Raw genomic sequence first — 24,555 nt, 5'->3', positions numbered from 1 at the left:
AAATCCCCCCCTTCAATTCACGATCGGCTGGGCGATGATCCAGAGGCTCACCATGGTGTAGCCCACCATGAGGGCCAGCATGGGGTACTGGCTCCGGAGCGCGCGGCGGTGGTCCGGGTAGGCCTCGAGCGCCACCATGTGGGCGAGGTACACCGCGAAGATGTGCCCGAGCACGATGGCGGCGAGGGAGACGTTCCAGGCGATCCGCGCGTCCACGATGCCGATGTCCACCTGGTAGGAAGCCCACCCGAGGAGGTCCCAGCCCCAGCCGAAGGGGTCCGAGGCCAGGGGGAGGATGCGCTGCCCCTGGATGACGAGGTAGGAGAAGTAGTGGGCGAGGTGGTAGCCGACGGCGATGGGGACGAGGGAGTAGGCGAAACGGCGGATGAGCCCACCGGTCGAGATTCCGCTCCCCGCCGCGAGGCGCATGAGCCCGGCGAAGGCCGCGTACACCGCGAAGAAGATGACGGGGGTGGCGAAGAGCGCGAAGGCGTCCGTGGCCTGGAAGGCGGCCCGCGCCTCCATCCAGCCGAAGAGGTCGTAGAGCCGGGTGCGGAGGAGCTCCCACTGGACCGTCTCGCCGAAGCCGTCGAAGGTGACGGTCGAGAGGAGCGCGAGCACCAGCGCCACCTCGGAGGGATGGGGCGCTTCCTTCTGGAGCAGGCCCGCGGCGGGCGGGCGGAGGTTCCACTCCCGGCCGCCCGGCCCCGTCCGGCCCTCGGTGATCCCGAAGCGCCCGATGAGCCCGAACACCGCCGAGAAGGCCTCCCCCCGCCGCAGCCACTCCTCCCGGCCGAAGAGGGCCATCCCCAACCAGGTGATGAGGGAATAGACGGAGGCCGCGAAGGCGAGGCTCGCCGGGATGTGGTTGTCCCGCCAGGCGAGCTCCCCCCAGGCGAACCAGAGGAAGAGCGCCGCGGCGGGCCACGCCCCCACCCAGCCGGGCAGGGGGATGCCGAGGGAGAGGTTCTTTCCCGTGGCGCGGCGCCAGAGGCCCTCGGCCCCGGCGAACAGGGTGTCCCAGGGATTCAGGAGGGCCCAGGCGTTACCGAAGAGGGCGCACGCGTAGGCGAGCCCCACCCACCAGACGATCCATGCGAGGGTGACGATGAGGTTGCGAAGCGGGTTCTGCTCCCCCAGGAAGCCCGCGGCGATCGCGAGGAGGAACACCCCCGCCGCGAAGGCGCGCACCGCGAGGAGCGCCCAGGGATGGGCGAGGAGGCGGACCGGCCCCAGCCTGAGGAGGTTGTAGCGCGGAAAGGCGGCCCGCCCGCCGCCGCTCCGGACGAAGAGCCCCATCACCGCGAACGAGAGCGCCACCGCCAGCCCGGCTCCCAGCAGGAACATGTCGAGCGGCATGGGCAGGTCGTAGCGCCGCTCGAACGCGTGGGCGAGAGCGGGCGCGGGACGCACGAGCACGAGGGCCGCCCCGCCCGCCGCCGCCCGCCATCCCCGCAAGATTCGCACCGCCCCCCCCTCCATGCGCCTCAGCGCGGATGCACCTCGAGATGGAACAGCGTGGCGGCGGCGCCGTGGCCGTGGCCGCCGCCATCGCTCCCGGCGTGCGCCTCGGCCGGGAAGCGCCCCGCCGCCCGGGCGCGGAACACCATCTCCGCCGGGGCGCCCGGCCCGGCCTTGCGCTCGACGTTGTAGCCGTGCAGGTGGATTTGCGTCTCCTTATCCGCGTGGAAGCGCAGGCGCACGGCGTCGCCCTGCTTCACCCGCAGGACCTTGGGCCCCGAGGCCAGCTTGCCGCCCCTCACCTGGAATTCCGTGAAGGGCCCCTTCGCCGCCCCGTCCGGCGCGGCCGGAGGCGCGGCGGCCTGCACCTGCCCGCCGCCCTGCGAATGGCCGCCGCCGTGCCCGCCCCCGGAGGGGTGCCCGCCGCCCGTCAGGCTCATGAGATAGGCCGTGAGGTTCACGGCGTCCTCGAGGGTGAGCGCCAGGTTGTAGCTCGGCATGATGGAGAGGCCGTCCTTCGCGGTGAAGCCCGGGTCGCTCACGATGACCCGGTTGGGATGGAGGATGGACTCGAAGAGGTACTCCGCCGGGTGGTTCGCCCCCATCCCGGTGAGGTCGGGGCCCTTCTCGGCGGGCTTGGGATCGCGCCGGGGGAACTTCTCCCCCTGCACGTTGTGGCAGGCATAGCACTCGAAATTCTCGAAGGCCTCGCGCCCCGCCTTGGCGTCCCCGGGCGGGACCTGGAACTTCCAGCCGGAGGGCACCCCCCCGCTCTTGTGGAGCTCCTCCATGGTCCTGCGGATGGGAGGCTCCTCCGGGGCGGGGGCCTTGGGCAGCGGGCTCGAACCATGCGGGGCGTGCTGGCCGGCGGTGGGAGCCGCCGCGAGAGCCGCGCCCAGGACGAACCCTCCCCAGAGGAAGGCGGTGCGGATGAACTTTCGCATGAAGACGTTCCTCCTACTCGTTCACGCGCCAGATGTCCGTCATCTTGCAGCCGGAGGCCTTGAACAGGTTATAGACGGGGCAGCGGCGGAAGTAATCCTTCTTGAGCGCCTCCACCTGGGCCGGGGTGGCCTGGATGCGGAGCCACACCTCGCTCGCCGCCTCGGTGGGCTGGGCGGGGTAGCCCTCCTCCCCGGCGATGCCGCGCGGGCTGTAGACGATGGTGGACTTCACGCGGAGCGACTCGACCTCGAGCTTGGCGTCCTTGGCGCAGCGCTCCAGGATGACCGCCGTGCAGCCGGCCAGGGAGACGGCGAGGTAGCCCGTCGGGGAGGGCCCCTCGTCCGTGCCGCCGAGCCGCTTCGGCTCGTCCACGACGAGGGTGTGGCCGCTCTTGACCGTCACGACGCTCTTGGCGTGGCCCTTGAAGTCGGCCTCGGCCCAGTTGTCCGTCTTTTCGGGAAGCTCCTTCGGTCGGATCGACATGCTGCACTCCTCCGGAAAAAAGAAAGCGGAATTCGCGGCTCACCCCCGCTAACCGGCCAGGGGCCGGACGCATTCCCTCCCCGCCCCCCGGATGCCCAGGAAGGCGAATGCGCGTGAACCTAAAGGGCTGAGGGCGGGCCGATGTCCCGGCCGGGACCCAGCGCCTGCTCTCCATCTTTCGCAACGGAGGATTCTATACCGGCCCGCAAGCCGCCGCACGCCAGGAATGCCCGAAAAAAGAGCGGGGCCCTGGGCGGGAAGAACCGCCGGGCCCTGACCGTGAAACCCATGATCAATGGGATCCGAACGCCATCACCAAGAACAAAAACTACGGCGCGAGGGGGCTCCCGGCGGGGACGCAGGCGCCGAAGGCGAGGGCGGCGCCGGTCTTCTCGCCCCAGGCCTCGACATACTCGCTCCCGTCGTTCACGGCCCGGAGGAAGCCCCCGCCCTCCTTCGGCTCGATCAGGGTGTAGATGCCGCTCACGCGGTGGGTCATGGCGAGGGTTTCGCACCCCTTGCGGTCGCAGCGGCGGTAGGCGCCCCGGGGGAAGTCGAGGGACACCCAGGTCCGGTCCTTCCCCTCCGCGCAGCCCTCCTTTTCGCAGACGACCTTGCGCGCGGGCTCGCAGCGCCAGAGGGGCGCCCGGGCGCCCAGCCCCTTGCCGTAGAGGAGGAGGACGTCCCCATAGGAGGGCTCGGGCTCGAGGTCGATGCCGTCGGCCCACAGGGGGGAGGGCAAGAGGAGGGCGGCCAGGATTGCGGCGGAGGCGAGCCGCGCCGCAGGAAGAAGACGGCCTGGAAGGCGCATGGCCAGTCCTCCCGGCGGCATGGATGTCAGAGGGCCTCGAGCACCGCCTGGCAGTGGCCCTCGACCTTCACGTTCTCGAAGACCTTCGCGATGCGGCCCTTTTCATCGATGACGTAGGTGGTGCGGTAGACGCCCATGAAGGTGCGCCCGTAGAGGGTCTTCTCGCCGTAGGCGCCGTACTTCGCGGCCACCTTGCCCTCGGGGTCCGAGAGCAGGGGGAAACCGAGGGAGAGCTTTTCGCAGAACCTGCGGTGACTGGCCGCGTCGTCCGGGCTGACGCCCAGCACGACGGCCTGCTTCCGCTCGATCTCCTTGAGGCAGGCGTTGAACCCCCGCGCCTCGACGGTGCAGCCGGGGGTGTCGTCCTTGGGGTAGAAGTAGAGGATCACCTTGCGGCCGCGGTACTGGGAAAGGCGATGCAGGCGCTCCGTGCCGTCCTTCAGCTTGAAGTCTGGTGCGGAGCTTCCTTCCTTGAGGGCCATTCCAATCCTTCCTCCGCGCAGGGGGACCGCCGGACGATTCCTGGATAGGCCGTGTTTCATATCGTGCCATAGGGGAGCGATTTTCCTCAAGCCCCCGGCAGTGGGCCAGTTCGCCTGGGAGCGGGGGGAGCGGGATGATAAGAGCCTCCCGCTGCGGTTCCAGCCCCTCCCCCGCCCTGCCTCCCCCCGATGGGGGGAGGGCCGGGGAGGGGGAGAGGCCGGTTTCCACACGAGCGCTGCCAGAAAGGTTCCAAAGTGACCGCCATCCGCCCCCGGAAATTCCGCGGAGGCCGCGGCTTTCCTACACCCCCCAGTCGCGGGCGTAGCGGAAGTCGCGGTCGATGGTGCGGTGGCTGATCTTGGCGATGAGCGGGAGCCGGCGCTTGTACTGGCTGCGCTGCACGAGGCGCCGGATGCCGTCCACCAGGTTCTCGGGGAAGCCGGCCGCGAGCAGCTCGGAGCGGCCCCAGCGGCAGTCGACCATGCGGTAGAGGACGGCGTCGGCCTCTTCGTAGGTGTAGCCGAGCTCCTGCTCGTCGGTCTGGCCGACCCAGAGGTCCGCGCTGGGCGCCTTGTCCACCACCGCGGCCGGCACGCCGATCCAGCGGGCGAGCTGGCGCACCTGGGTCTTGAAAAGGTCGCCGATGGGATTCACGGCGCTGGCCATGTCGCCGTGGAGGGTGCCGTAGCCGAGCATGAGTTCGGTCTTGTTGGAGGTGCCCACCACGAGCGCCCCGAGCAGGGCGGAGTGGTCGTAGAGGATGGTCATGCGCTCGCGGGCCATCTTGTTGCCCCGGCGCAGGCGGTCGGCGTCCGGGAAGCGCTCGAAGTAAGCGTCCACCTGGGGGCTGATGTCCACGATCTTGAGCTGGATGCCGCTGGCCTCGGCGACGGCGCGGGCGTCCCTTTCGCTCTGGGGGCTGGAGGTCCGGTAGGGCATGACCACGCCCGTGACGTTCCCGGGACCCATCGCACGGGCCGCGAGGAAGGCCGAGAGGGCGCTGTCGATCCCCCCCGAGAGGCCGAGCACGAGCTTGCGCACCCCGACCTTGATCACCTCGTCGCGCAGGAAGCCCGCGAGGAGGTCCACCGTGAGGCGCTCCTCGAGCTCGAGCTCGGCCAGTACCTCCCGCGCCGGGTCCCCGATTCGCTTTTTCCCGTCCCGGCTCACGTGGTACCCTCCATCCATTCTCATCATGCAGGGCCGGGCTCCTCCTGGCAACGGCGCCGGGAGCCGGCCCCCGGGCGGCGGCGGGCCCCAGGGGACCCGGCCGCGGCGCGGCAGCTTTTTCGGTCTCGGGAGGGAGAGGCATGGCGGTTGTCGGCGCGTTTCATCACGTCCACATGATCAGCCGGGACCCAGACGCGGTGGCCCAGTGGTTCGAGCGCTGGTTCGGGGGCCAGGTGGTGGCCGAGCAGCACCCGGGCGGGGCGCGCAACCTCGTCATGCGCATCGGGGACGCCACCCTGAGCGTGCGCACCCCCCGGCCCCCGGACGGCCTCACCGAGGCGGACGGCCCCCGGCCCAAGGGCTACGGCATCCATCACTTCTGCTTCGTGGTGGAGGACCTCAAGGGCCTGCTCGCGGAGATGCGCAAGGGCGGGGTGAACGTGCTCCAGGAGATGCCCCAGCACGTGAGCGGCAAGTTCGCCGCCTTCATCGAGGGGCCGGACAAGATGCCCATCGAGCTCATCACGGCCTGAGGGGGGGCGGGGATTTCGTGCTAGAATGGCGGCATCCCAAATAGAGGAGTGCGAGGCCTCGGGGAAGGCCGCGTTTCTCATGGAGGAAGGAAGATGGCCATGCGGTTTCTTTCAGCGATTTTGTGCGCATTCATGCTCGCGTGGGGGGCGCAGGCCCAGGCGGCCCCGCTGGAGAAAGTCACCATCGTCCTGCCCAGCGAGACGCCCACCATGCACCCCCTGACGGAGTCGAACTTCATCGGGACCATCGTCTGGCGGTGGGCCTACGACACCCTCGTCTCCGCCGAGACGGGCACCGGGAAGATCGGCCCCTGGCTCGCGGAGAAGTGGGAGAAGCTCGGCCCCACGCAGACGAAGTTCTGGCTCCGCAAGGACGCCAAGTTCGCCGACGGGACGCCGGTCACCGCCGCGGCGGTGAAATATTCCATCGACACCATCGTGGCCCCCGAGACCAAGAGCCGGCAGGCCGCCTATTTCAGGGAGTACAAGGGCATCGAGGTCCTCGACGACCACACCTTCATCTGGCACAGCAAGGGGGTCGACAACGGGCTGCTGGACCGGCTCGCCACGTGGGGGCTCATCGTCAACCCCAACACGAAGGGGAAGCCGCTCGCCGTCTTCGCGCAGACCAGCCACGGCTCGGGCCCCTACATCCTCAAGTCGTGGGAGAAGGCCCAGCGGATGGTCTTCGAGGCCAACCCCAACTGGTGGGGCAGGGCGAAATACCCCGACCTGCCGAAGACCGTGATCCTCCGCCGCATCGTCGAGCCGACCACCCGCGTCAAGGCCCTGCTCGCGGATGAGGTGGACGTCATGTCGGGCGTCCCGCCCCACCTGATCGAGCAGGTCCGGGCCAACCCGAAGAAGGCGGTGGCCGCCGTCCCCGGTGTCCGCCTCATGTACCTCAACTACAGCCACGGCATCGGCCCCTTGGCCGACCGGAACGTGCTCCTGGCCATCAACCACGCCGTCGACTTCGAGAAGATCCGCAAGACCATCCTGGGCGGGCTGGCCGAGCCCATGGGCCAGATCTACCACCCCTGGACCTACGCGGGCTACGATCCGAAGAGACAGTGGTACCCCTACGACCCGGAAAAGGCCAAGGCCCTGATGAAGGCCTCCAAGTACCCCAACGGCTTCAAGATCACCATCCACACGGCCATCGGGCGCTACCCGGGCGACAAGGAGACCTGCGAGGCCCTGCCCGGGATGCTCAAGGCGATCGGCATCGACGCCACCTGCAAACCCATGAACTACCCCCTGTACACCAGGCTCCGCCGGGCTTACATCGACAAGGTAGGCAAGAAGGATTACGAAAAGATGGAGCCCGTCCTCCTCTACCAGGGCTTCGGCAACTCCGCGAACGACCCGGCCGGCATCATGCGGGCCTTCGCGGGCTGCAAGGGCGCCTGGAGCTACTACTGCGACAAGGAGCTAGACGCGGCGATCGACAAGGCGGCCCGCCACCCCGACCTCGAGGACCAGAACGCGGCCTTCGGCAAGATCATCGACATCTTCAAGGAGCGGGCGCTCGTCACCCCCTTCTTCCGGATCCACGACGTCTACGCCTACGACAAGCGCCTGAACTTCGCCGCGCGCCACGACGAGAAGATCTACCCCTGGGAGATCACCGCGAAGTAGCCCGCCCCGCCGGAGGCCCCCCGCAGGGGGCCTCCGGCGGGCGAGGGGGCGCCTTCGTCAGGCGGCCCGATAACGCCCTCTTCGCGCCCATCCAGGCGGAACAAGGGGGGAGAGTCCCATGCGCATCGTCGGCGGCTACCACCACATCCACCTCGCCAGCCCGGACCCGGCCGGGGCGGCGGCCTGGTACGTGAAGCACCTGGGCGCCCGCATCACCGCCGACGCCGACCTGCGCGGCGCCCGCAACGTCCGCCTCATGGTGGGGGAGGCCCTCCTCAACATCCGCGCCTCCCGCGCGGGCGAGCGCCACGCCCCCGCCCCGGCCAACGCCCACTACGGCTTCAACCACATCTGCCTGGCGGTGGACGACCTGGACGAGGCGCTGCGGGACGCGGAGGCGAAGGGAGCCCTCTTCGCCGAGCCTCTCTTCCACCTGCCCTCGGGCCGGGGGTTCTTCCTCGAGGCGCCGGACGGCGTCCTCGTCGAGATATTCGAGCCGAAGAAGGGCTGAGCTAGGCGGCGCCGCCGAGCCGCTTCCTGAGCAGCACCGCGTCGGGCGGCCCCCAGCCGAGCTTCCCATAGAAAGAAGCCGCGTCGCGCCAGACGTCGGCGATGAGGGTGGGGCAGCCGCGGGAGGCCAGCCCTTCCTGAATCCGCTCGACGAGTGCTCTTCCGATCCCCCGGCCCCTCGCGCTCCTCCCCACGATGAGTTCGCTCAGGTAGCCCCGAAATCCCAAGTCGTGGCCGCAGGCGAAGCCGAGGATATTCTCTTCTTCCTCCCAGACGAAGGCGAGCCCCCGCGCCGCCTCGATGCCCCGGGCGAGGGTATCGTCCGACCAGTCCTCCCGCCAAAAACCGGGCTCTCCCTCCATCAATCTCCGGATCGCCTGGATGTCGTTATGATTTCCTTGCCGGATCATGCTCCCTTTCCCACCCCTCCCGCACAAACACCCCTCCGTCGCTCCGCTGAACCGGAGGCTATTCTTGCCTGGGCTACGACAGAAACCAAGGGCGGGGGGTGAGGCTCCTGCGCAGACAATCCGCCCGCTAGCCCCCCAGCTTCCGCTTCACGATCTCGAAGAGCTGGCTCAGGTCCACGGGCTTGAACAGCACCTCGCAGGCGCCCAGGCTCTTGGCGTGGGCGATCGTCTCCGGGTTGCGGCGGGCGGTCAGGACGATGATGGGGGCGCGGGCCTTCCGGTCCCGCAGCTTCCGCAGGGCGTCCACCCCGTCCATGCCGGGCATCCTGAGGTCGAGGAGAATCAGGTCCGGCGGCAGGTGCTCGAGTTCGGCCAGCGCCTCGGGAGCGGTGGAGGCGGCCACCATCTCATGGCCGAGCCGGGCGAGCTCCTCCGCGAGGAACTCCCGGAGGAAGGCTTCGTCGTCCACCACCAGGATGCGCACCTAACCCTCCGCCAGCGGGAACCGGACCACGAAGACCGCTCCCATCCCCGGCGGGCTCTCGGCCCACAGCCTGCCGCCGTGGGCCTCGGCGATCTGGCGGGAGACGGGAAGCCCCAGGCCCGTCCCCTGGTCCTCGGGCTTGGTGGTGAAGAAGGGCTCGAAGATCTTCAGCATGACCTCGGCCGGAATGCCGGCGCCGGTGTCCAGGAAGCGGCCCTCCCACCAGCGCCGCCCCTCCTCCTCCACGACGGAGGTCCGGACGGTCAGGGTGCCGCTCCCCGGCATGGCGTCCACGGCGTTCGAGATGAGGTTGAGGAAGATCTGCATGAAGCGGTTCCGGTCCCCCAGGACCCTCGCCTCCCCGTCCTCGAACTCCCGCTCCACCCGCACGCTGGCCAGCCGGAGCTTGTGCGCCAGGAGCTGGAGGCAGTCGTCCGCGACCTGGCTGGGGGCGATCGGCTCGGATTTCGGCGCGTCGTCGCGGGAGAAGCGCCGAAGCCCGCCGCAGATGTCGGTGATCCGCTGGACGCTCGCCCACATGACCTCGCCGGACTTGTGCTCCATGCTTCCCTCCGCGTTGTCCCGGATGAGCCGCTGGGCGTGCAGGCCGATGATGTTCGCCGGGTTCAGTATCTCATGGGTCGCCCCCGCCAGCAGCACCCCCATGGTGGAGAGTTTTTCGGATCGGAAGACGATATCCTGGTTCCGCTGGTTCTCCTTTGCCGACGCCTCAAGGGAATCAGCCATGCGGTCGAAGGCCCCGGCCAGGCGGTTCAGCTCGGTGCCCTCGTGGGGGAGCCCGGTGCGCGCCTTCAGGTCGCCCGCCGCCATGCGGCGGGCGCCGGCGAGGAGGCTGCCGATCGGCCGGCGGACGAACCACTCCCCTCCGGCCCAAGCGGCCGCGAAGGCGAGGAGGGCGATGAAGCCCAGGGCCAGGAGGCTGCGCAGGAAGACCCGGTTCGCCTCCTCCAGCGCGGCGGGCAGCGGGATGTCCACCACAGCGTAGATTCCGTCGATCCGCGCCCCCGTCCTCGCGAGGGCGGTGAGCCAGCGGACGCCGTCTTTGCCCGTCCGCTCGGCGACGGTCCTTCCCTCCGCCGCCATCCGCTGGATGAAGGGAGCGTGGGCGAGCCTCTCGCCGACCTGGGTTTCGGGGATGCGCGCCAGGGCCCGCCCCTCCCGATCCACCAGGGCGAACTGGCCGCCCGGAGGAAGGAGCACCCGGTCCGCCGCCCCCGCCAGCCACGCCAGATCCAGGGCGGCGAACATCACGCCCTCGATGCCCGGCGAGGCGCCGTAGTACGCCTGGCCGAAATTGATGGAGGGCCTCTGCGTGATGGTGCCGATCTGGTATCCCCCGGAGGCGAAGCCTCCCGTAGCCATGGCCCTGCGGAAATACTCCCGGTGGGAGGCGTCCACCGGCTGCGCCATCGGGAGGCCGCTGCACCAGATGAGGCCGTCCGGCCCGGCCACGCCGAGGTTGAGGTAGCGGGGGAAGCGCTTGATGAGGCCGGCGAAGAGGGCGGAGCAGGCCGGGGCGTCCTTGCCTCGGACCTCGGGGAGCCGGGACAGCATGTCCAGGAGAAGGCGGGTTTGGAGGATCGCCTCCTCGTGTCCGGCGGAAACCGCCCGGACGAGGTGGCTGGCGCGCTCCCGGGCGCCGGCGATCTCGGTGGCGCGGTGCTTGAGCCCGCTGTAGAGGATGACGCCCAGGGCCGGGACGAGGGCGGCCCCCACCAGCATCAGGAGGCGGGCGCGGAGGCCTAGGCGGGCGAACCGCTGCGTCGCCCGCTCCCCCAGCAATGGTGGCACCCCTCCGTCCCTCCGATCCGGCCGCGGCCCTGCCGGGCAAGGCCAAATCAGACTGCCCGGTCCTCGAACTTGCATCCGCTTTTTTGTCTAGCAAAGATAACGTAACATTAAATCTATGCCGGGCGGAGCCTCCGAAATGTGATCCAGATCACATTTCGTGAAAAAATCACGCACATTCTCAATTTGATTGAGGCGGATTAATAAATAAACAAATAATCCTGCCTGAGCCGGCGGTTTCTACCGGGCGCGGAGCTACTCTTTTCGGGCTTCGATGCGGCGGAGCTCGCGGAGGACGAGGATCGGGTTCTCGTCGCGCAGGGTGGGGGAGGCGACGCGGGAGCGGCGCACCTCGGCCGTGTCCACCCCTGCGAGGAGGAGGTGGGGCTTCCCGAGGGGGGCCGAGGCGGCGGCCTCGCCCGAGGGGGCGATGACCTCCGAGCCCCCCCAGAAGTGGATGCCGTCCTCGTAGCCCACCCGGTTGGCGAAGAAGACGTACTGGTTGAAGGCGGTCGCGTAGGCGCGGGTGAGGGACTGCCAGGTGCGCTGGATGGAGAGGGTGGCCCCCTTGCCCGGGGCCGGGCCCGCCCCCTTCCGGCGGTGGGGGCCCCGCGCCGGGCTGGCCGAGGGCACGAAGAGGAGGTCCGCCCCGTCCAGCGCGGCGACGTAGGCCAGGCTGGGGTGCCAGGCGTCCTCGCAGACCAGGATGGCCGCCCGCCCGAAGCGCGTCTCGAAGGCGCGCATCTGGCTCCCCGCCCCCACGTAGCGGTGCTCGTCGAAGAGGCCGTAGGTGGGGAGGTAGATCTTGCGGTGGAGATGGACGAGCTTGCCGCCCTCGAAGTAGGCCGCCGCGTTGTAGAAGGCGTGGCGCGCCGACTCCTCGACGAAGCCCACCACGAGCGCCACCTCCTCGCTCAGCGCGGCCACGCGCTTGAGGAGCTCCCCGCCCGGCCGCTCGGCCACGTCGGGCACCATGTCCTTCAGGAAATACCCCGTCAGGGAGAGCTCCGGGAAGACGAGCAGCTCCGCCCCCTTGCGCCTCGCGCTCCGGACGGACGCCTCGAACATCGCGAAGTTCGCCTCGAGGTTCCCGAGGGTGGGGCCGATCTGGGCCAGCGCGGCCAGGAACTTCATGCGGGTCTCCCGTCGGATTGGAGCCGCCCGAATCGCGGAAGGGAAATCTCTAGCACATCCGGGGTGAAGATTGAAGCGTCGGCGGCCCGGCGGAGATCAATTGCCGGATTCAAGGAAAATAGATAACTTCCTCTCAAAGGAGGAAACGATGCTTTTCTTCGTGGACGAAAGCCTCTCGGGCGTCGGCCCTGATGGTACGCCGTATAATGTCCTATGCGGCGTGGCCATCAAGGAATTGCAGCTGTGGAACCTTATACAGGCTATTCGATCCGCCGAAAAAGAATACTTTGGAATGCCCCTGAAGAGCACCGACGACGAATTCAAGGGAAAGAAACTTCTCAAGCGGAAAACCTTCCGGTTGGCCACATCCGCAGAGCCCATTGCCCTTGATGAACGAACCAAACTCGTCCTGTCATTTCTGGAAAAAGGGCAGCGCAAGGAAAACAAGGGCTCCCGGATGGAGTTTGCTGCCTATGGACAAGCGAAGATTGCTTTTGTCCACAAGGTCTTCGATCTTTGCCAAGCCCACCAGGTCGTCGCATTTGCCTCCATTGTGTCGCGGGATGCAAAGGTTCCCTCCGGGAATTTTTTGAGGAAGGACTATTCATATTTATTCCAGAGATTTTTCTATTTTCTTGAAACGCAACAACCAGACGAACGCGGAATCGTCGTGTTTGATGAATTCGAAAAGACCAAATGCAAACTTCTCGGCGACCAGATGAGTCATTATTTCTCTGAAACCATCAGAGGCCGTGCGCGAAGTTCCCGTATTATCCCCGAGCCGTTCTTTGTTATGTCCGATCTGACTACAGCGACCCAAATCGCCGATATCTGCGCCTACTGTTTGAATTGGGGTCTGAGAATTCCGGGCATGAGAGAACCGACCCGGCCCGAGATGGAACCCTATGGCAAGAGAGTGGAAGAGATGAGATTCTTTGCCCGGCGCTATTCCGAAGAGGATGGCCGGGAATGGCCGATATTTGGATTCAGCTATATTGATGATCTAAGGCCAAAAGAGGAAAAGGTTCAGGACTTCATCGAAGGGTTGCGAAAAAAACCTCAGCAGGGGGATCTGCCTCTAGGAAAAGAAAAAGGCTAAGGCGCGCCTTTTGGCACCACCAAAGCCTCCGTTACTAAAAATAGTCCCGGGAGGTCAGGGAGTCAAGTATATAATCCCTGCCTGTTTGCCGGGTTCGACCGCTAAAAGTGAGTGAATTGCACGTCATTTCGGCAGTCTATTCCACCGATCGCGCGCAGCGAAAGCCCACGCCGCCGTGCTTCTGGGCGGGGGGGAGGCGCCAGCGGCGGTGCGCCGTGATCCGCTCCGCCGGATCGCGCCAGAAGCCCCCGCGCACGGCCCGCGCAACGCCCCGCCCGGGCCCCCGGGGATCGCGCTCCGGGGCCTCGCGGTAGTAGCCGGGGGCGTGGTAGTCCGCCACCCACTCGGCGGCGTTCCCTGCCATGTCCAGCGCGCCATAGGGGCTGGCCCCGCCGGGGAAGGTGCCGGCGGGGAGCGGCCCCGGGTGGGCGCCCCCGAAGTTCGCCCGGCCCCCGGGGGGGTCTCCCCCCCAGGGATAGCGGCGCCCGTCCGTCCCCCGGGCGGCCTTCTCCCACTCGGCCTCGGTGGGGAGGCGCTTGCCGGCCCAGGCGCAGTAGGCCTCGGCGTCGAACCAGGTGACGAGGGTGACGGGGAGATCCCCGGTCCCCGGCTGGGGGCGGCCTCCGTCCCAGCCGAAGCGGCTCCAGTCCGGGGCGGAGGCCTCCCCCGGCCGGCGGGCGCGCCGGGCGTCCTCGGCGCCCCACTGGGGCGGGCGGCGCCCGGTGGCCTCGACGAAGCGCGCGTAGGCGGCGTTGGTGACCTCGGCCCGGTCGACGCGGAAGGCGCCGAGCTGGATGGGGCGGGCGGGGGCGTCGTCCTTCTCCGGCGGGGTGGGCGCCGGGGAACCGCGCAGGAAGGGCCCGGCCGGGACCAGGACCATCGGCGCCGGGTCGCGGATCACCCCGGCCGGGGCCGTGGGCAGGGAGGGTTCGGGGCGGGCGCCGCCGCATCCCCACGCCGCCAGCAAGGCGAGCGCCAGCGCGGCCGGCGCGGGGAAGCCCCGCGCTCTCACTCGAAGTCCTTGGGCGTCACGTTGTCGAACTTGAAGTCGGGGAGGTCCGACTTGGGGCGCGGGGTGCGCCTAGGGCGGCGGCGCATCCAGCTATAGACGGCCACCGCCGCCACGAACGAAAGGGCGAGCACGATGGCCCCGCCCAGGTCCTGCACGTAGTAGAAATAGGCGAGCCCGACCCAGAAGAGAAAGCCCGCGCAGACCGCGAGCGCCGAACGGCCTCCCATGATCCCGATGCCTCAGGGCCTCGCGGGGGGAAGCGGGGCGAGCGCCCTCTCTATCATGTCGCGCACGGCGGCCTCGAACCGGTTGCGCCCTCCGATCGCGTAGCCGGAATAGTCGGCCTTGGCCGTCCAGAGGGTCTTCAGCGTCCTGAGGTCGATCCACGACAGGCTGAGCCGGGCCCGCAGCGGCTCGAGCTGGGAAACCTCCAGCGTGCCCGCGACCGCGGCCTCCTCCTTGAAGATCTGGGAGGCCTTGCGGAGGGCCTCCGGGTCCAGCGAGCGGCTGTGCAGGAGCCCGGCCTTGGTCAGCTCGTCGAGGGTCGCCGAATAATTTCGCACCAGGTATCCCCTGGACACGAGGGCCTGGGAAACGCTCTCCATGTTGGAACGCACATCATCGCCGTCGATCTTGAGCACCACGATGGAGGGCGTCTTCTCGAGCGCCAGCCCCCGGAAGGCGGCGCTCCCGGCGGGGGGCTGGTGCTCAACGCTCATGTCGCGGCCGCTCATGGCCTGGCGGGGCGAGAAGGAGCCGCAGCCCGCCGCAAGCGAGGCGGCGAGGAGGGCGGCGGCAAGAGAGAAGTGGGAGCGCAAAATCAGCCTTCCTTCGGGGCGGCGGCGGCCAGCCGCTTGGCGGCCTCGCCCTCCCCCGTCATGTGGCAGACGCCCTCGAAGACGGCGCCCTCCTCGATGTAGATGCTCGGGGTGTGGACCTCTCCCTTCACGTGGCTGCCGGCTCGGATCTCGCACCGTTCCTTGGCCTCGATCCGGCCCTCGGTCTTCCCCATGATGATCACGACGCCCGCCCGCACCGTGGCCTTCACCCGCGCGGCCGCGCCGATGATGAAGGTGTCCTCCGTTATCACCTCGCCCTCGAGCACGCCGTCCACCCGCACCGTGCCCTCGAAGGTGATCACGCCCTTGAACTCGGTGCCCTCCCCGAGGAAGGCCCGGATGGTCTTCTCGTAGTTCTTCGAGTTGCGGCTCATCCACCATCCTCCTGCGCCCATGGAAGCCCCCCTCGGCGCCCGGCTCAGGAGAGCCGGTCGGCCAGCCCCTCGAGGACCTCGGAAGAGTAGTACTCGATGAGGATCCGGCCGCGCTTCTCGTCGCCCTGGATCGTCACCTTCGTCCCCAGGGAGGCGCGGAGGCGGGCGGCGATGTCGCGGATGAAGACCGCCTGCGGCCCGTCCGGCCCTTCGTCCGCGGGGGGACGCTCGTATTGTGCTCTCGCGGCGGGAGGCCCCGCAAGCAGCTTGCGGATCCGCCCCTCGAGCTGGCGCACCGAAAGCCCGCTGCGCGCGGCCGCCCGTGCGAAGGCCGTCATCTCCTCCTCCGTGCGCAGCGAGAGCAGCGCGCGGGCGTGGCCCATCGACAGGTCCCCCGCCGCCACGATCTCCTGTACCGCCGCGGGCAGGCGCAGCAGGCGGATGTAGTTCGCCACCGTGGAGCGCTCCTTCCCGACGCGCGCGGCCACCTCCTCCTGGGTAAGGCCGAGGCGCTCCACCATGCTCTGGAAGGCGGAGGCCTCCTCCATCGGGTTGAGGTCGGAGCGCTGCACGTTCTCGATGATGGCGATCTCGAGCGCCCGTCCGCCCGCCGCCTCGATGGCGAGGACGGGCACCTCGGCCAGGCCCGCGAGGCGCGCCGCGCGCCATCGCCGCTCGCCCGCCACGATCTCGAAGTCCCCGTTCGGCAGCCGCCGCACGAGGATGGGCTGGAGGATGCCGTGGGCGCGCACCGACTCGGCCAGCTCGGCCAGGTCCTCCTCGTCGAAGTCGGTGCGGGGCTGGTGGACGCCGGGCCGGAGGCGGTCCGGGGAGATGGCGAAGAGCTTCCCTTCGCCCGGCTCGGATGCGGGGACGGGCGCCTCCTCCGCGGCGGCGGGGGCGGCGGACTCCTCGGCGAGCAGGGCGTCCAGGCCGCGGCCCAAGGCCTTCTTGCGCGCGAGCGCCATGGCTTATCCCCTCGGCTTTCGGCCGCAGCGGGCCAGGAACTCCCCGGCCAGGGCGAGGTAGGCCTGCGCCCCCGGGGAGGAGATGTCGTAGGAGATGATGGGCTTGCCGTGGCTGGGGGCCTCGGCCAGCCGCACGCTCCGGGGGATGGCCACCCGGTAGACGAGGTCCGGCAGGTGGCTGCGCAGTTCCTCCGCCACCTGGCGCGAGAGATTGGTGCGCGCGTCGTACATGGTGAGGACGATCCCGCCCGTCTTGAGGCCCGGATGGACGCCGGCCCGGATGCGCTCGACCGTCTTCATCAGCCGGGCCAGGCCCTCGAGGGCGAAATACTCGGCCTGGAGGGGAATGAGGATCTCGTCCGCCGCGCGCAGCCCGTTCAGGGTGAGGAAACCGAGCGAGGGTGGGCAGTCGATGAGGATGAAGCGGAACCGGCTCCGGAGGGGGGCGATGGCCTCCCGCAGGCGGTTCGCCCGGTCGGACAGGTCCGCCAGCTCCACCTCCGCCCCGGCCAAGTCCATGGAGGACGGGAGCAATTTAAGTCCTTTTATATCAATATGTTGAATCGACCCCTCCCGCAGCGGCTCCCGAAGGACGAGGGCGCGGTAAAGGGCGGGTCCAGGCGAATGAAATCCGAAAGCACTCGTAGCGTTCGACTGGGGGTCCAGGTCCACCAGGAGGGTGGGCTCCTCCGCCACGGCCAGGCAGGCGGCCAGGTTCACCGCTGTGGTGGTCTTCCCCACCCCGCCCTTCTGGTTCACGATGGCCACCACCCGGCACCCGTCCGAGGGCTCGGCCGGGGCAGGCGCCGAATGAATCGGAGGGGCGGGTGCCGAGACAGGGTCATTCATGGCCGAGGGATCGCCTTAAAGGAATGCCGAAACGTTTCGGAGAGACTGGCACAGCCCGGAGGGAAATTCAAGGCGGGTTCCACGTGGAACGCTGGATTTTACGGAAAAGGGAGGATTTTGTTTCACGTGGAACGGAAAACGCCGGGAAATTCGACCCGTAGGGGCGCACGGCCGTGCGCCCCTACACGGCGGCGGAACCCCCATTCTTGTCCTGCCCCCGCCGCAGATGAACCTCCAGGACGGCGATGGCGGCGGGGGTCACCCCCGAGATGCGGCTGGCCTGGCCCAGGGTCCGGGGACGGACTTCTTCCAGGCGCTGGCGGACCTCCGCGGTGAGATGGGAAACCTCGGCGTAGCGGAGCTCCTCCGGGATGCGAACCCGGTCCGCCGCCCGCAGAACGGCCACCTGCTGGGCCTCCCGCTCGAGGTATTCCTTGTATTTCACCTCGGCCAGGACGAACCGGCGCGACTCCCGATCCAGTCCCTCCCAAAGCTCCCCGAATCGTCCCCCCTGGAGGGCGTCCAGCCGGGCGGCGAGGGCGGGATCGGCATCCGGGCGGCGCAGGAAGCTTCCCAGGGTGAGGGGCTTCCGGGGAGAGGGGGCTCCAATGGTCTCCAGCGCGGCCAGGACTTCAGGCTTGAGGACGAGCGGGCGGGATTCGACGTAATCCAGAAACTCTTTTGATTTCAATTGTCTATCGCCAAATCTCCGCCAAGTCTCTGCGTCCGCCGAACCTAACCTGTGGCCCAGCGGGAGGAGCCTGTGGTCGGCGTTGTCGTGGCGGAGGAGGAGGCGGTGCTCGGCCCGGCTGGTGAACATCCGGTAGGGCTCCGTGGTCCCCTTGGTCACGAGGTCGTCGATCAGCACCCCGATGTAGGCCTCCTCCCGGCCGAGCACGACGGGCTCCTCCCCCCGGCCGAAGCGGACCGCGTTGATCCCCGCCATCAGGCCCTGGGCGGCGGCCTCCTCGTAGCCGGTGGTGCCGTTCATCTGGCCGGCGTGGAAGAGCCCCGGCGCCCGCTTGGTCATGAGGCTGGGATGGAGCTCGGTCGGGTCCACGAAGTCGTACTCCACGGCGTAGCCCGCCCGCATCATCTCGGCCCGCTCCAGGCCCTTGATGGTGCGCACCAGCTGGAGCTGCACCTCGGCCGGGAGGCTGGTCGAGATGCCGTTCACGTAGATCTCGCAGGTCTCGCGGCCCTCGGGCTCGAGGAAGATCTGGTGCGCCTCCTTGGCCGCGAAGCGCATCACCTTGTCCTCGATGCTCGGGCAGTAGCGCACCCCCGTGCCCTCGATCTGGCCGTTGTACATGGGGGCCCGGTCCAGGTTGGCCCGGATGACGGCGTGGGTCTCGGGGTTCGTCCAGGTGATCCAGCAGGGCATCTGGGGCTGGGTAAGGGCCTCGGTCCGGTAGGAGAAGGGGATGGGCGGCTCGTCCCCAAGCTGGATCGCAAGCTCTGAATAATCAATGGTTTTCCCGTCCAAGCGGGGAGGCGTGCCGGTCTTCAGGCGCCCCACCCGGAAGCCCATCCCGGTGAGCTGTTCGGTCAGGCCGTGGCTCGCGCCCTCCCCGGCCCGGCCCCCCTCGACCTTGCGGTCCCCGTAGTGGAGGAGCCCCCGGGTGAAGGTGCCGGGCGTCAGCACCACCGCCCGGGCCCGGAACTCTTCGCGCAGGAGGGTCTCTACGCCCACAACTCGGCCATTTTCAATGAGAAGCCGCCGGAGCATCCCCTGCTTCAGGTGGAGCCCCGGCTGCTGCTCCACCGCGCGCTTCATGTAGAGGCGGTAGGCCTGCTTGTCGGCCTGGGCCCGGAGGGCCTGGACGGCCGGACCCTTGCTCGTGTTCAGCATCCGGAACTGGATGCCCGTCGCGTCGATGGCACGCGCCATCTCCCCGCCCAGGGCGTCCACCTCGCGCACCAGGACGCCCTTGGCCAGCCCCCCGATGGCCGGGTTGCAGGACATGAGGCCCACCGTGTCCAGGTTCATGGTGAGGAGAAGGGTCCGCGCCCCCATGCGGGCGGAGGCGAGCGCCGCCTCGCACCCGGCGTGCCCCGCCCCCACCACGATGACGTCGTAACCCGCGCTCACTATCCGCTCCAGGATTTTTCCATCATGCGAATTTCATCCTGGGCGCGTTTTCCCCCAAGGGCCTCCGCCCTGTCAATGCGCGCCTTTGGATAAAGGACCTCGCCCCCGCACCGGCGCGATATACTGGCGTCTCCTTGTCACGGAAGGAGTGAGAGATGGAGCAGCGGCTCAGCTTGATCACCCTGGGCGTGGCCGATCTGGAGAGGAGCCGGGCGTTCTACGAGCGGCTGGGGTGGAAGCGATCCATGAAGGGCGCCGAGGGCGTCGTCTTCTTCCAGGCGGGCGGGATGGCCCTGGCCCTCTTCCCGCGCGGCGAGCTGGCCAAGGACGCGCGGGTATCTCCCGAGGGGGGCGGCTTCCGCGGGGTCTCGCTCGCCTACAACGCCCGGACGGAGGAAGAGGTGGACGCCGTCCTGGACGAGGCCGTGGCGGCCGGCGCCACGCTCCTCAAGCCCGCGCAGACGGCCTTCTGGGGCGGTTACTCCGGCTATTTCGCCGACCCGGACGGCTTTCCGTGGGAGGTGGCCTGGAACCCGGGCTTCGGGATGAAGGAGGACGGGAGCATCGTGCTGCCGGAGTGAGGGGGGGGGAGCACCAACACCTGGCAACCAGAACGGTTGCCTCGATGCTCTAGGGGCTGTCCTCCGCCTGCAAGATTTCGAGAATCTCCGTGGCGACCCAAACGCGGTTTTTCTGCCTGCCCGTGATCTCCCTCAATATCCCCGCCCGCTCCAGCGTATCAATCGCCCGGAGAGCTGTCGGCATGGTGATATCCAGCTTCTCCATGGCTTTCTTCGTATGGCAAGCGGGCTGGGCGATCAATTCATCCACCAAACGAAGTGCCGTCGTCGAACCCTTGATCTGCGCCCTCTGACGGTATTCTTCTTTTTTGTCCATAAGCTTCTTCGCGCGCCTAGCGGCGTCTTTTGCCTGCACTTCCACGGCATGCAAGAAAAATTTCAGCCAGCCGGGCCATTCTCCGCGCTGGCTTACCGCTGACAGCAAATCGTAATACTGGCTGCGGTGCCTCTCGAAGTAGGCGCTCAAATAAAGCAACGGAAGCGGAAGTATCTGCCATCTGCATAACAGAAGCGGGAGCAGCAGCCTTCCAATCCGTCCGTTCCCGTCGACGAACGGATGGATCGCCTCGAACTGATAATGGATCATTGCCAAGCGCATCAACGGCGACAAGGAGGATTCCGCATGCAGGAATTTCTCCCAATCCGAGATGCAACTCTCCATTTCGGGAACGGGCGGGGGAACATATTTCGCATCAAGGTTCGAGGTGCCGCCGATTCGATTCTGGACGCGGCGGAAATCTCCTGGCGCTTTGTTCTGGCCTCTCACTCCCTCCATCAAGACGGAATGCATTTCCTTCACGAGCCGAAGGCTCACGGGCAGATCGCTGCTCAAGCCCGCTTCGAGAGCCCTGACGTAATTCAGCACTTCTCTCCGGATGTCCGCGCGCTCTGGTCGGCGGGCAGGATCCACCTCGTGGACAAACAATTCGCCGAGATCGGTTTCCGTGCCTTCAATCCGGCTCGAGGCTTCCGCTTCCTTCCTAGAGAACGGCTGAATGAGAAGATGAGGATTAGGCAGGGAACGTCCCACCCCCGCCAACTCGCCCAGCGCCCCTCGCGCCTCCCCCACCGCTGTCATAAGCTCAAGGGAAAGGTCAATCTTTGGGGGGAGTGGGGCGGGAACAAACGCCCAGGCTCCGTCCAGCGTCTTCACCAAGCGCCCAGGAGCTCCCTGCCTGAAATCTTCCGGATTCATCGTTGAGCCTTTCGTTTTCCACCGCAGGGATTGTCTTTGGCCTGGAAGATGGCCGCGAGGCTTGCGAGGGGAAGCGGGAGATATCCGAGCCGCAATTTCGGCTGCTTTACTAATACGCTATCATAATTAAATTTTAAAGAAAAACTTTATTATGCGGTCCCGACAATTAAGTCTGTGTGAATATTCAAATATCTTGGAGGATTTATCTCAGTGAACCCCTACATCTGGTAGGAGCTGTCAGGTATCGATAGCCGCCACCCAAATAATCTCCACCGATTGTTTCCTCCATGACAGTGTCCGGGCCCTATTAATAATCCATTAATTATAATACTATAAATACCCATTCACTTCCCCACACAAAACGTCTCAAAAATCCGATCCAGTAGCGCCTCGCCGTAGTTTCTCCCCAGAAGCTCTGCGAGGGCGGCCTGGGCCTCGTTGAGATGCACGGCCACGAGCTCGGGCGAGACGCCCCCGAGCGCCGCCTCCCTCGCCCGGCCCACGGCGGCCCGGCACCTGGCGACGAGGTCCCGGTGGCGCTCCCGGGTGAGGAGGCTCTGGCCCGAACCGGCCTCCCCCGCCTCCCCGGCCAGGGCCTGGGCGATGGCCTCGCGCAGCCCCTCCATCCCGTCCCCCTTGAGGGCGGATACCGCCAGGGCGCCTTCCGGCAGAACCGCCCCCGGGAGGTCCATCTTGTTCGCCACGAGGAAGGAGGGGCCCTCCAGCCTCGCGCGCTCGGCGAGCGCCCACCCGGCTTCTTCCTCCCCCGCCGACGCATCCAGGAGGAGGAGGCGGAGGTCCGCCCCCGCCGCCGCCCGCCGGGCCCGCTCCGCCCCCTCGCGCTCGATGGCGTCCCCCGTCTCCCGGAGGCCCGCCGTGTCGATGAGGCGCACCGGCACCCCGCCGATGTCGCACACCTCCTCCACCGTGTCCCGGGTGGTGCCGGGGAGGGGGCTCACGATGGCCCGCTCCATCCCGAGCAGGCGGTTGATGAGGGTGGATTTTCCCGCGTTCGGCCGCCCGAGGATGGCCACCCGCGCCCCCTCGCGCAGCGCCCGCCCCGCGCGGTAGCTCGCCTCCAGCTTTTGGAGATCGCCCTCGATGCGCCCGAAGAGCGCCCCGAGCTCCGCCTGGCCCATGGGGGCGCCCGAGACCGAGGGCCCCGCCCCCGGCTCGAACTCCTCCGGGAAGTCGATGGCGGCTTCCAGGTGCGCCCCCGCCTCCACGATGCGCTCCCAGATGCTTTCGAGCTCCCGCGAGAGCCCGCCCTCCAGGTGATGGAGCGCCGCCCGGGCCGCCCGGCGCGTCTCGGCGCAGATGAGGTCCGCCACCGCCTCGGACTGCACGAGGTCCACCTTCCCGGCCAGGAAGGCGCGCTTGGTGAACTCCCCCGGCGCGGCCGGGCGCGCCCCCGCCGTTCGCGCCGCCTCGATCAGCGCCTCCAGGATCGCCGGCCCCCCGTGGCAGTAGAGCTCCGCCAGGTCCTCCCCGGTGAAGGAGCCGGGCGCGGGCATGAAGGCGGCCATCCCCTCGTCGAAGGCCCGGCCCTCCGCGTCCACGAAGCGGCCGAGCACGAGCCTGCGCGCGGGGAGCGCCTTCTTGGTCTTCGGCTTCGGGAGGAAAACCTTGGAGAGCACGCCCCGCGTCCCCGGGCCGCTCAGGCGCACCACGGCGATGGCCCCGCGCCCCGGGCCCGAGGAGAGCGCCACGATGGTGTCCCGCCCCTGTGCTACCATCCCATCCCCCGCGCCGGCCCCTGGGAGAAAAGGAGAGGAGCCCATGCCCGAGCTCAGGCACGACCCCCTCTCGGGGGCCTGGGTGCTCCTCGCCCCCGAGCGCATCCGGAGGCCCGGGCGCCACCGGAGGGGCCGCGCCACCCCGGGCGCGCCCGATCCGGGGTGCCCCTTTTGCCCGGGCCGGGAGGGCATGACGCCCCCCGAGACGGACGCCCTCCGCGAGGATGGAACTTCCCCGGACTCCCCCGGCTGGCGGCTGCGCTGCGTCCCCAACAAGTTCCAGGCGATCGCGCCCGGCCCCCTGCAAGAGCGGGGCGCGGCGCCCTTCGAGGCCCTCGCGGGGGGAGGATATCACGAGGTCCTCGTGGACTCGCCCGGGCACACGATGGGCCTGGCCGACCTCCCGGACGGCCAGAGCATCCAGGCCCTGCGCACGATCCGACGGCGCGCCCGGGCCTTCCTCCGGGACCCCTCGGTGCGCGCCGTGGCCCTGTTCAAGAACCACGGGGCCGAGGCCGGGGCCTCGATGGGCCACTCCCACATCCAGCTCCTGGGCCTGCCCGTCCTCCCGCCCCACATCGAGCGCCGCCGCGCGAACGAGGCCCGCTTCTTCAAGGAGCGGGGCGAGCCCCTGCTCGCGCATCTGGCCGAGGAGGAATTGAGACACGGCGCGCGCGTGGTCGAGGCGGGGGAGGGCGCCCTCGTCCTCTGCCCCTTCGCCTCGCGCCTCCCCTACCAGTCCCTCGTCCTCCCCTGGCCCGCGCAAGCCTCCTGCCTCGAGGCCCCGGAGGAGGCCCTCGCCGCGGCGGGCGCCGCCCTCGCGCGCCAGCTCCGCCGCCTCAAGGCCCTGCTGGACGACCCGCCCCTGAACGTCCTCTTCCACATCGAGTGCCGGGACGGCTCCGACCCCCGGGCGCACCCCTGGCATATCGAGATCCTCCCCCGCCTCACCCACATCGCGGGGCTGGAGCTCGGCGCGGGCGCGCACATCCTGGAGGTGAGCCCGGAGGAAGCGGCGGAGAAATTAAGAGGGGCGGGATAAACCGCCCCTCATTCCTGCGCATTCACATCCTGCCGTGTTTGTCTTTAGGCTATTTCCCCCCTCAACACATGAACCTCCCGCCGTTCACGTCGATGGTCACGCCGGTGATGTAGGAGGCGCCGGGGGAGGCGAGGTACCAGATCGCGTCCGCCACCTCCTCGGCCTCGGCGGTGCGGCCCATCGGGATGGCCGCCAGGACCTTCTCCATCCGGTGGCGGTGGACCTCCACCGCCCGCCGGCTGAGGACGACGCCCGGGGCCACGGCGTTCACGGTGACCCCGTGGGGGGCGAGCTCGGCGGCGAGCCTGCGCGTGAGGCCCTGCATCGCCGCCTTGGCGGCGCTGTAGGCCAGGGAGGCCTCGAGGACGCCCTCCCGCCCGGCGACGGAGGAGACGTTGACGATGCGCCCGTAGCCCGCCTTTTTCATGGTGGGGGCGGCCTGCTGGGCGCAGAGGTAGGCGCTCTTGAGGTTCCAGTCCACGATGCGGTCCCACTCCGCCTCGGCGAGGCCCTCCAAGGGGTCGGCCCGGGTGAAGCCCCCGGCGCAGTTCACCAGAATGTCCAGCCTCGGCCACCGGGCCGTGATCTGGCCGAAGGCCGCCTGGACGTCTTCCCGGCTGGCCGCGTCCGCCCGGAGGAAGAGGGCGTCCGGAGAGGACCGCCGGACCCGCTCCTCGGCCGCGGCGCCCCGCTCGGGGTCGCGGCCCAGCATGGCGACCCGGGCCCCCTCTCCGGCGAGGCGTTCCGCGGCGGCCAGGCCGATGCCCGCGGTGCCCCCCGACACCACCGCCACCTGTCCGAGGAGGGAGGCTGGGCGATTCATGTCCGATCTCCCGGAACGGACTCGCGGGGCGGAAGGGACGGGCCGCCGCCCCGCTCGAGCTGCCCGGGGCT

Annotated in this window: 26 protein-coding genes; 6 read left to right on the top strand and 20 right to left on the bottom strand. The window is 68.7% G+C overall.

Annotated elements, in window-relative coordinates:
- Positions 1 to 12: 12 nt before the first annotated feature.
- The 6 genes from HYZ11_09240 to HYZ11_09215 all read right to left on the bottom strand — a co-directional run bounded on the left by HYZ11_09240 (position 13) and on the right by HYZ11_09215 (position 5,371).
- On the bottom strand, positions 13 to 1,467 hold the full coding sequence (locus tag HYZ11_09240) for a hypothetical protein (protein ID MBI3127774.1): 1,455 nt from the start codon (positions 1,465 to 1,467) through the stop codon (positions 13 to 15).
- Between the two features lie 20 nt (positions 1,468 to 1,487).
- Positions 1,488 to 2,405, bottom strand: coding sequence for a c-type cytochrome (locus tag HYZ11_09235; GenBank protein ID MBI3127773.1), 918 nt, complete (start codon positions 2,403 to 2,405; stop codon positions 1,488 to 1,490).
- 13 nt (positions 2,406 to 2,418) lie between these two features.
- On the bottom strand, positions 2,419 to 2,889 hold the full coding sequence (locus HYZ11_09230) for an OsmC family protein (GenBank protein ID MBI3127772.1): 471 nt from the start codon (positions 2,887 to 2,889) through the stop codon (positions 2,419 to 2,421).
- Between the two features lie 328 nt (positions 2,890 to 3,217).
- The gene (locus tag HYZ11_09225) at positions 3,218 to 3,700 is read right to left on the bottom strand and encodes a hypothetical protein (GenBank protein MBI3127771.1); all 483 of its coding nucleotides are present in this window, start codon (positions 3,698 to 3,700) and stop codon (positions 3,218 to 3,220) included.
- Between the two features lie 26 nt (positions 3,701 to 3,726).
- Positions 3,727 to 4,182, bottom strand: coding sequence for a thioredoxin-dependent thiol peroxidase (gene bcp, locus HYZ11_09220; GenBank protein MBI3127770.1), 456 nt, complete (start codon positions 4,180 to 4,182; stop codon positions 3,727 to 3,729).
- Positions 4,183 to 4,483: 301 nt separating this feature from the next.
- Complete coding sequence (locus HYZ11_09215; GenBank protein MBI3127769.1) at positions 4,484 to 5,371, bottom strand: NAD+ synthase; 888 nt, start codon at positions 5,369 to 5,371, stop codon at positions 4,484 to 4,486.
- 122 nt (positions 5,372 to 5,493) lie between these two features.
- Here HYZ11_09215 and HYZ11_09210 point away from each other — a divergent pair, with 122 nt between their 5' ends.
- From HYZ11_09210 to HYZ11_09200, 3 genes are all read left to right on the top strand, one after another.
- On the top strand, positions 5,494 to 5,886 hold the full coding sequence (locus HYZ11_09210; protein ID MBI3127768.1) for a VOC family protein: 393 nt from the start codon (positions 5,494 to 5,496) through the stop codon (positions 5,884 to 5,886).
- 99 nt (positions 5,887 to 5,985) lie between these two features.
- Entirely contained in the window at positions 5,986 to 7,527 is a 1,542-nt protein-coding gene (locus HYZ11_09205) for a hypothetical protein (protein ID MBI3127767.1), read from the top strand.
- Positions 7,528 to 7,645: 118 nt separating this feature from the next.
- Positions 7,646 to 8,038, top strand: a complete 393-nt coding sequence (locus HYZ11_09200) for a VOC family protein (protein ID MBI3127766.1) — start codon at positions 7,646 to 7,648, stop codon at positions 8,036 to 8,038.
- Position 8,039: 1 nt separating this feature from the next.
- Here the strand turns inward: HYZ11_09200 and HYZ11_09195 are convergent, their stop codons facing one another.
- From HYZ11_09195 to HYZ11_09180, 4 genes are all read right to left on the bottom strand, one after another.
- Complete coding sequence (locus HYZ11_09195) at positions 8,040 to 8,447, bottom strand: GNAT family N-acetyltransferase (GenBank protein MBI3127765.1); 408 nt, start codon at positions 8,445 to 8,447, stop codon at positions 8,040 to 8,042.
- A gap of 127 nt (positions 8,448 to 8,574) precedes the next feature.
- Positions 8,575 to 8,931, bottom strand: a complete 357-nt coding sequence (locus HYZ11_09190) for a response regulator (protein MBI3127764.1) — start codon at positions 8,929 to 8,931, stop codon at positions 8,575 to 8,577.
- A complete protein-coding gene (locus HYZ11_09185; protein ID MBI3127763.1) occupies positions 8,932 to 10,743 on the bottom strand; it encodes a HAMP domain-containing protein in 1,812 nt (603 codons plus the stop codon).
- 252 nt (positions 10,744 to 10,995) lie between these two features.
- Complete coding sequence (locus HYZ11_09180) at positions 10,996 to 11,874, bottom strand: carbon-nitrogen hydrolase (GenBank protein MBI3127762.1); 879 nt, start codon at positions 11,872 to 11,874, stop codon at positions 10,996 to 10,998.
- A gap of 148 nt (positions 11,875 to 12,022) precedes the next feature.
- Between HYZ11_09180 and HYZ11_09175 the strand changes: the two genes are divergently transcribed.
- Positions 12,023 to 12,973, top strand: coding sequence for a DUF3800 domain-containing protein (locus HYZ11_09175; protein MBI3127761.1), 951 nt, complete (start codon positions 12,023 to 12,025; stop codon positions 12,971 to 12,973).
- Positions 12,974 to 13,109: 136 nt separating this feature from the next.
- Here the strand turns inward: HYZ11_09175 and HYZ11_09170 are convergent, their stop codons facing one another.
- From HYZ11_09170 to mnmG, 7 genes are all read right to left on the bottom strand, one after another.
- Positions 13,110 to 13,985 (bottom strand): SUMF1/EgtB/PvdO family nonheme iron enzyme, encoded by an 876-nt coding sequence (locus HYZ11_09170; protein ID MBI3127760.1) that lies wholly within the window; start codon positions 13,983 to 13,985, stop codon positions 13,110 to 13,112.
- Positions 13,982 to 14,212 carry a hypothetical protein gene (locus tag HYZ11_09165; GenBank protein MBI3127759.1) on the bottom strand — a complete coding sequence of 77 codons (231 nt, stop codon included), beginning with the start codon at positions 14,210 to 14,212 and terminating at the stop codon, positions 13,982 to 13,984. The genes HYZ11_09170 and HYZ11_09165 overlap by 4 nt, the downstream gene beginning before the upstream one ends.
- A gap of 12 nt (positions 14,213 to 14,224) precedes the next feature.
- Positions 14,225 to 14,803, bottom strand: a complete 579-nt coding sequence (locus HYZ11_09160) for a hypothetical protein (GenBank protein ID MBI3127758.1) — start codon at positions 14,801 to 14,803, stop codon at positions 14,225 to 14,227.
- A 2-nt stretch (positions 14,804 to 14,805) separates the two neighbouring features.
- The gene (locus HYZ11_09155) at positions 14,806 to 15,198 is read right to left on the bottom strand and encodes a polymer-forming cytoskeletal protein (protein MBI3127757.1); all 393 of its coding nucleotides are present in this window, start codon (positions 15,196 to 15,198) and stop codon (positions 14,806 to 14,808) included.
- A gap of 44 nt (positions 15,199 to 15,242) precedes the next feature.
- A complete protein-coding gene (locus HYZ11_09150) occupies positions 15,243 to 16,166 on the bottom strand; it encodes a ParB/RepB/Spo0J family partition protein (GenBank protein ID MBI3127756.1) in 924 nt (307 codons plus the stop codon).
- A gap of 3 nt (positions 16,167 to 16,169) precedes the next feature.
- Complete coding sequence (locus HYZ11_09145) at positions 16,170 to 17,015, bottom strand: ParA family protein (GenBank protein MBI3127755.1); 846 nt, start codon at positions 17,013 to 17,015, stop codon at positions 16,170 to 16,172.
- A gap of 181 nt (positions 17,016 to 17,196) precedes the next feature.
- Complete coding sequence (gene mnmG / locus HYZ11_09140; protein ID MBI3127754.1) at positions 17,197 to 19,110, bottom strand: tRNA uridine-5-carboxymethylaminomethyl(34) synthesis enzyme MnmG; 1,914 nt, start codon at positions 19,108 to 19,110, stop codon at positions 17,197 to 17,199.
- 152 nt (positions 19,111 to 19,262) lie between these two features.
- Here mnmG and HYZ11_09135 point away from each other — a divergent pair, with 152 nt between their 5' ends.
- Positions 19,263 to 19,688, top strand: a complete 426-nt coding sequence (locus tag HYZ11_09135) for a VOC family protein (GenBank protein MBI3127753.1) — start codon at positions 19,263 to 19,265, stop codon at positions 19,686 to 19,688.
- A gap of 49 nt (positions 19,689 to 19,737) precedes the next feature.
- Here the strand turns inward: HYZ11_09135 and HYZ11_09130 are convergent, their stop codons facing one another.
- Positions 19,738 to 20,883, bottom strand: coding sequence for a Fic family protein (locus HYZ11_09130; GenBank protein ID MBI3127752.1), 1,146 nt, complete (start codon positions 20,881 to 20,883; stop codon positions 19,738 to 19,740).
- 344 nt (positions 20,884 to 21,227) lie between these two features.
- Positions 21,228 to 22,619 carry a tRNA uridine-5-carboxymethylaminomethyl(34) synthesis GTPase MnmE gene (gene mnmE / locus HYZ11_09125; protein MBI3127751.1) on the bottom strand — a complete coding sequence of 464 codons (1,392 nt, stop codon included), beginning with the start codon at positions 22,617 to 22,619 and terminating at the stop codon, positions 21,228 to 21,230.
- 43 nt (positions 22,620 to 22,662) lie between these two features.
- On the opposite strand from mnmE, the gene HYZ11_09120 reads away from it, so the two are divergent.
- Positions 22,663 to 23,661: a hypothetical protein gene (locus tag HYZ11_09120; protein MBI3127750.1), complete on the top strand. Its 999-nt coding sequence runs from the start codon at positions 22,663 to 22,665 to the stop codon at positions 23,659 to 23,661.
- 61 nt (positions 23,662 to 23,722) lie between these two features.
- Here the strand turns inward: HYZ11_09120 and HYZ11_09115 are convergent, their stop codons facing one another.
- Positions 23,723 to 24,484, bottom strand: a complete 762-nt coding sequence (locus HYZ11_09115; protein MBI3127749.1) for an SDR family oxidoreductase — start codon at positions 24,482 to 24,484, stop codon at positions 23,723 to 23,725.
- Positions 24,485 to 24,555 lie beyond the last annotated feature (71 nt).

The sequence above is a fragment of the Candidatus Tectomicrobia bacterium genome, assembly GCA_016192135.1.
Classification (GTDB): domain Bacteria; phylum UBA8248; class UBA8248; order UBA8248; family UBA8248; genus 2-12-FULL-69-37.
Note: the sequence above shows the minus strand (reverse complement) of the source record. Positions and strands in the feature narration are given on the sequence as shown.

Coding starts and splice junctions, on each gene's coding strand:
- HYZ11_09175 (MBI3127761.1), top strand. CDS start 12,023: ATGCTTTTCTTCGTGGACGAAAGCCTCTCGGGCGTCGGCCCTGATGGT.
- HYZ11_09135 (MBI3127753.1), top strand. CDS start 19,263: ATGGAGCAGCGGCTCAGCTTGATCACCCTGGGCGTGGCCGATCTGGAG.
- HYZ11_09165 (MBI3127759.1), bottom strand. CDS start 14,212: ATGGGAGGCCGTTCGGCGCTCGCGGTCTGCGCGGGCTTTCTCTTCTGG.
- HYZ11_09210 (MBI3127768.1), top strand. CDS start 5,494: ATGGCGGTTGTCGGCGCGTTTCATCACGTCCACATGATCAGCCGGGAC.
- HYZ11_09225 (MBI3127771.1), bottom strand. CDS start 3,700: ATGCGCCTTCCAGGCCGTCTTCTTCCTGCGGCGCGGCTCGCCTCCGCC.
- HYZ11_09180 (MBI3127762.1), bottom strand. CDS start 11,874: ATGAAGTTCCTGGCCGCGCTGGCCCAGATCGGCCCCACCCTCGGGAAC.
- HYZ11_09150 (MBI3127756.1), bottom strand. CDS start 16,166: ATGGCGCTCGCGCGCAAGAAGGCCTTGGGCCGCGGCCTGGACGCCCTG.
- HYZ11_09130 (MBI3127752.1), bottom strand. CDS start 20,883: ATGAATCCGGAAGATTTCAGGCAGGGAGCTCCTGGGCGCTTGGTGAAG.
- HYZ11_09205 (MBI3127767.1), top strand. CDS start 5,986: ATGCGGTTTCTTTCAGCGATTTTGTGCGCATTCATGCTCGCGTGGGGG.
- HYZ11_09120 (MBI3127750.1), top strand. CDS start 22,663: ATGCCCGAGCTCAGGCACGACCCCCTCTCGGGGGCCTGGGTGCTCCTC.
- HYZ11_09200 (MBI3127766.1), top strand. CDS start 7,646: ATGCGCATCGTCGGCGGCTACCACCACATCCACCTCGCCAGCCCGGAC.
- HYZ11_09155 (MBI3127757.1), bottom strand. CDS start 15,198: ATGAGCCGCAACTCGAAGAACTACGAGAAGACCATCCGGGCCTTCCTC.
- HYZ11_09235 (MBI3127773.1), bottom strand. CDS start 2,405: ATGCGAAAGTTCATCCGCACCGCCTTCCTCTGGGGAGGGTTCGTCCTG.
- HYZ11_09195 (MBI3127765.1), bottom strand. CDS start 8,447: ATGATCCGGCAAGGAAATCATAACGACATCCAGGCGATCCGGAGATTG.
- HYZ11_09115 (MBI3127749.1), bottom strand. CDS start 24,484: ATGAATCGCCCAGCCTCCCTCCTCGGACAGGTGGCGGTGGTGTCGGGG.
- HYZ11_09145 (MBI3127755.1), bottom strand. CDS start 17,015: ATGAATGACCCTGTCTCGGCACCCGCCCCTCCGATTCATTCGGCGCCT.
- HYZ11_09215 (MBI3127769.1), bottom strand. CDS start 5,371: ATGGATGGAGGGTACCACGTGAGCCGGGACGGGAAAAAGCGAATCGGG.
- mnmE (MBI3127751.1), bottom strand. CDS start 22,619: ATGGTAGCACAGGGGCGGGACACCATCGTGGCGCTCTCCTCGGGCCCG.
- HYZ11_09230 (MBI3127772.1), bottom strand. CDS start 2,889: ATGTCGATCCGACCGAAGGAGCTTCCCGAAAAGACGGACAACTGGGCC.
- bcp (MBI3127770.1), bottom strand. CDS start 4,182: ATGGCCCTCAAGGAAGGAAGCTCCGCACCAGACTTCAAGCTGAAGGAC.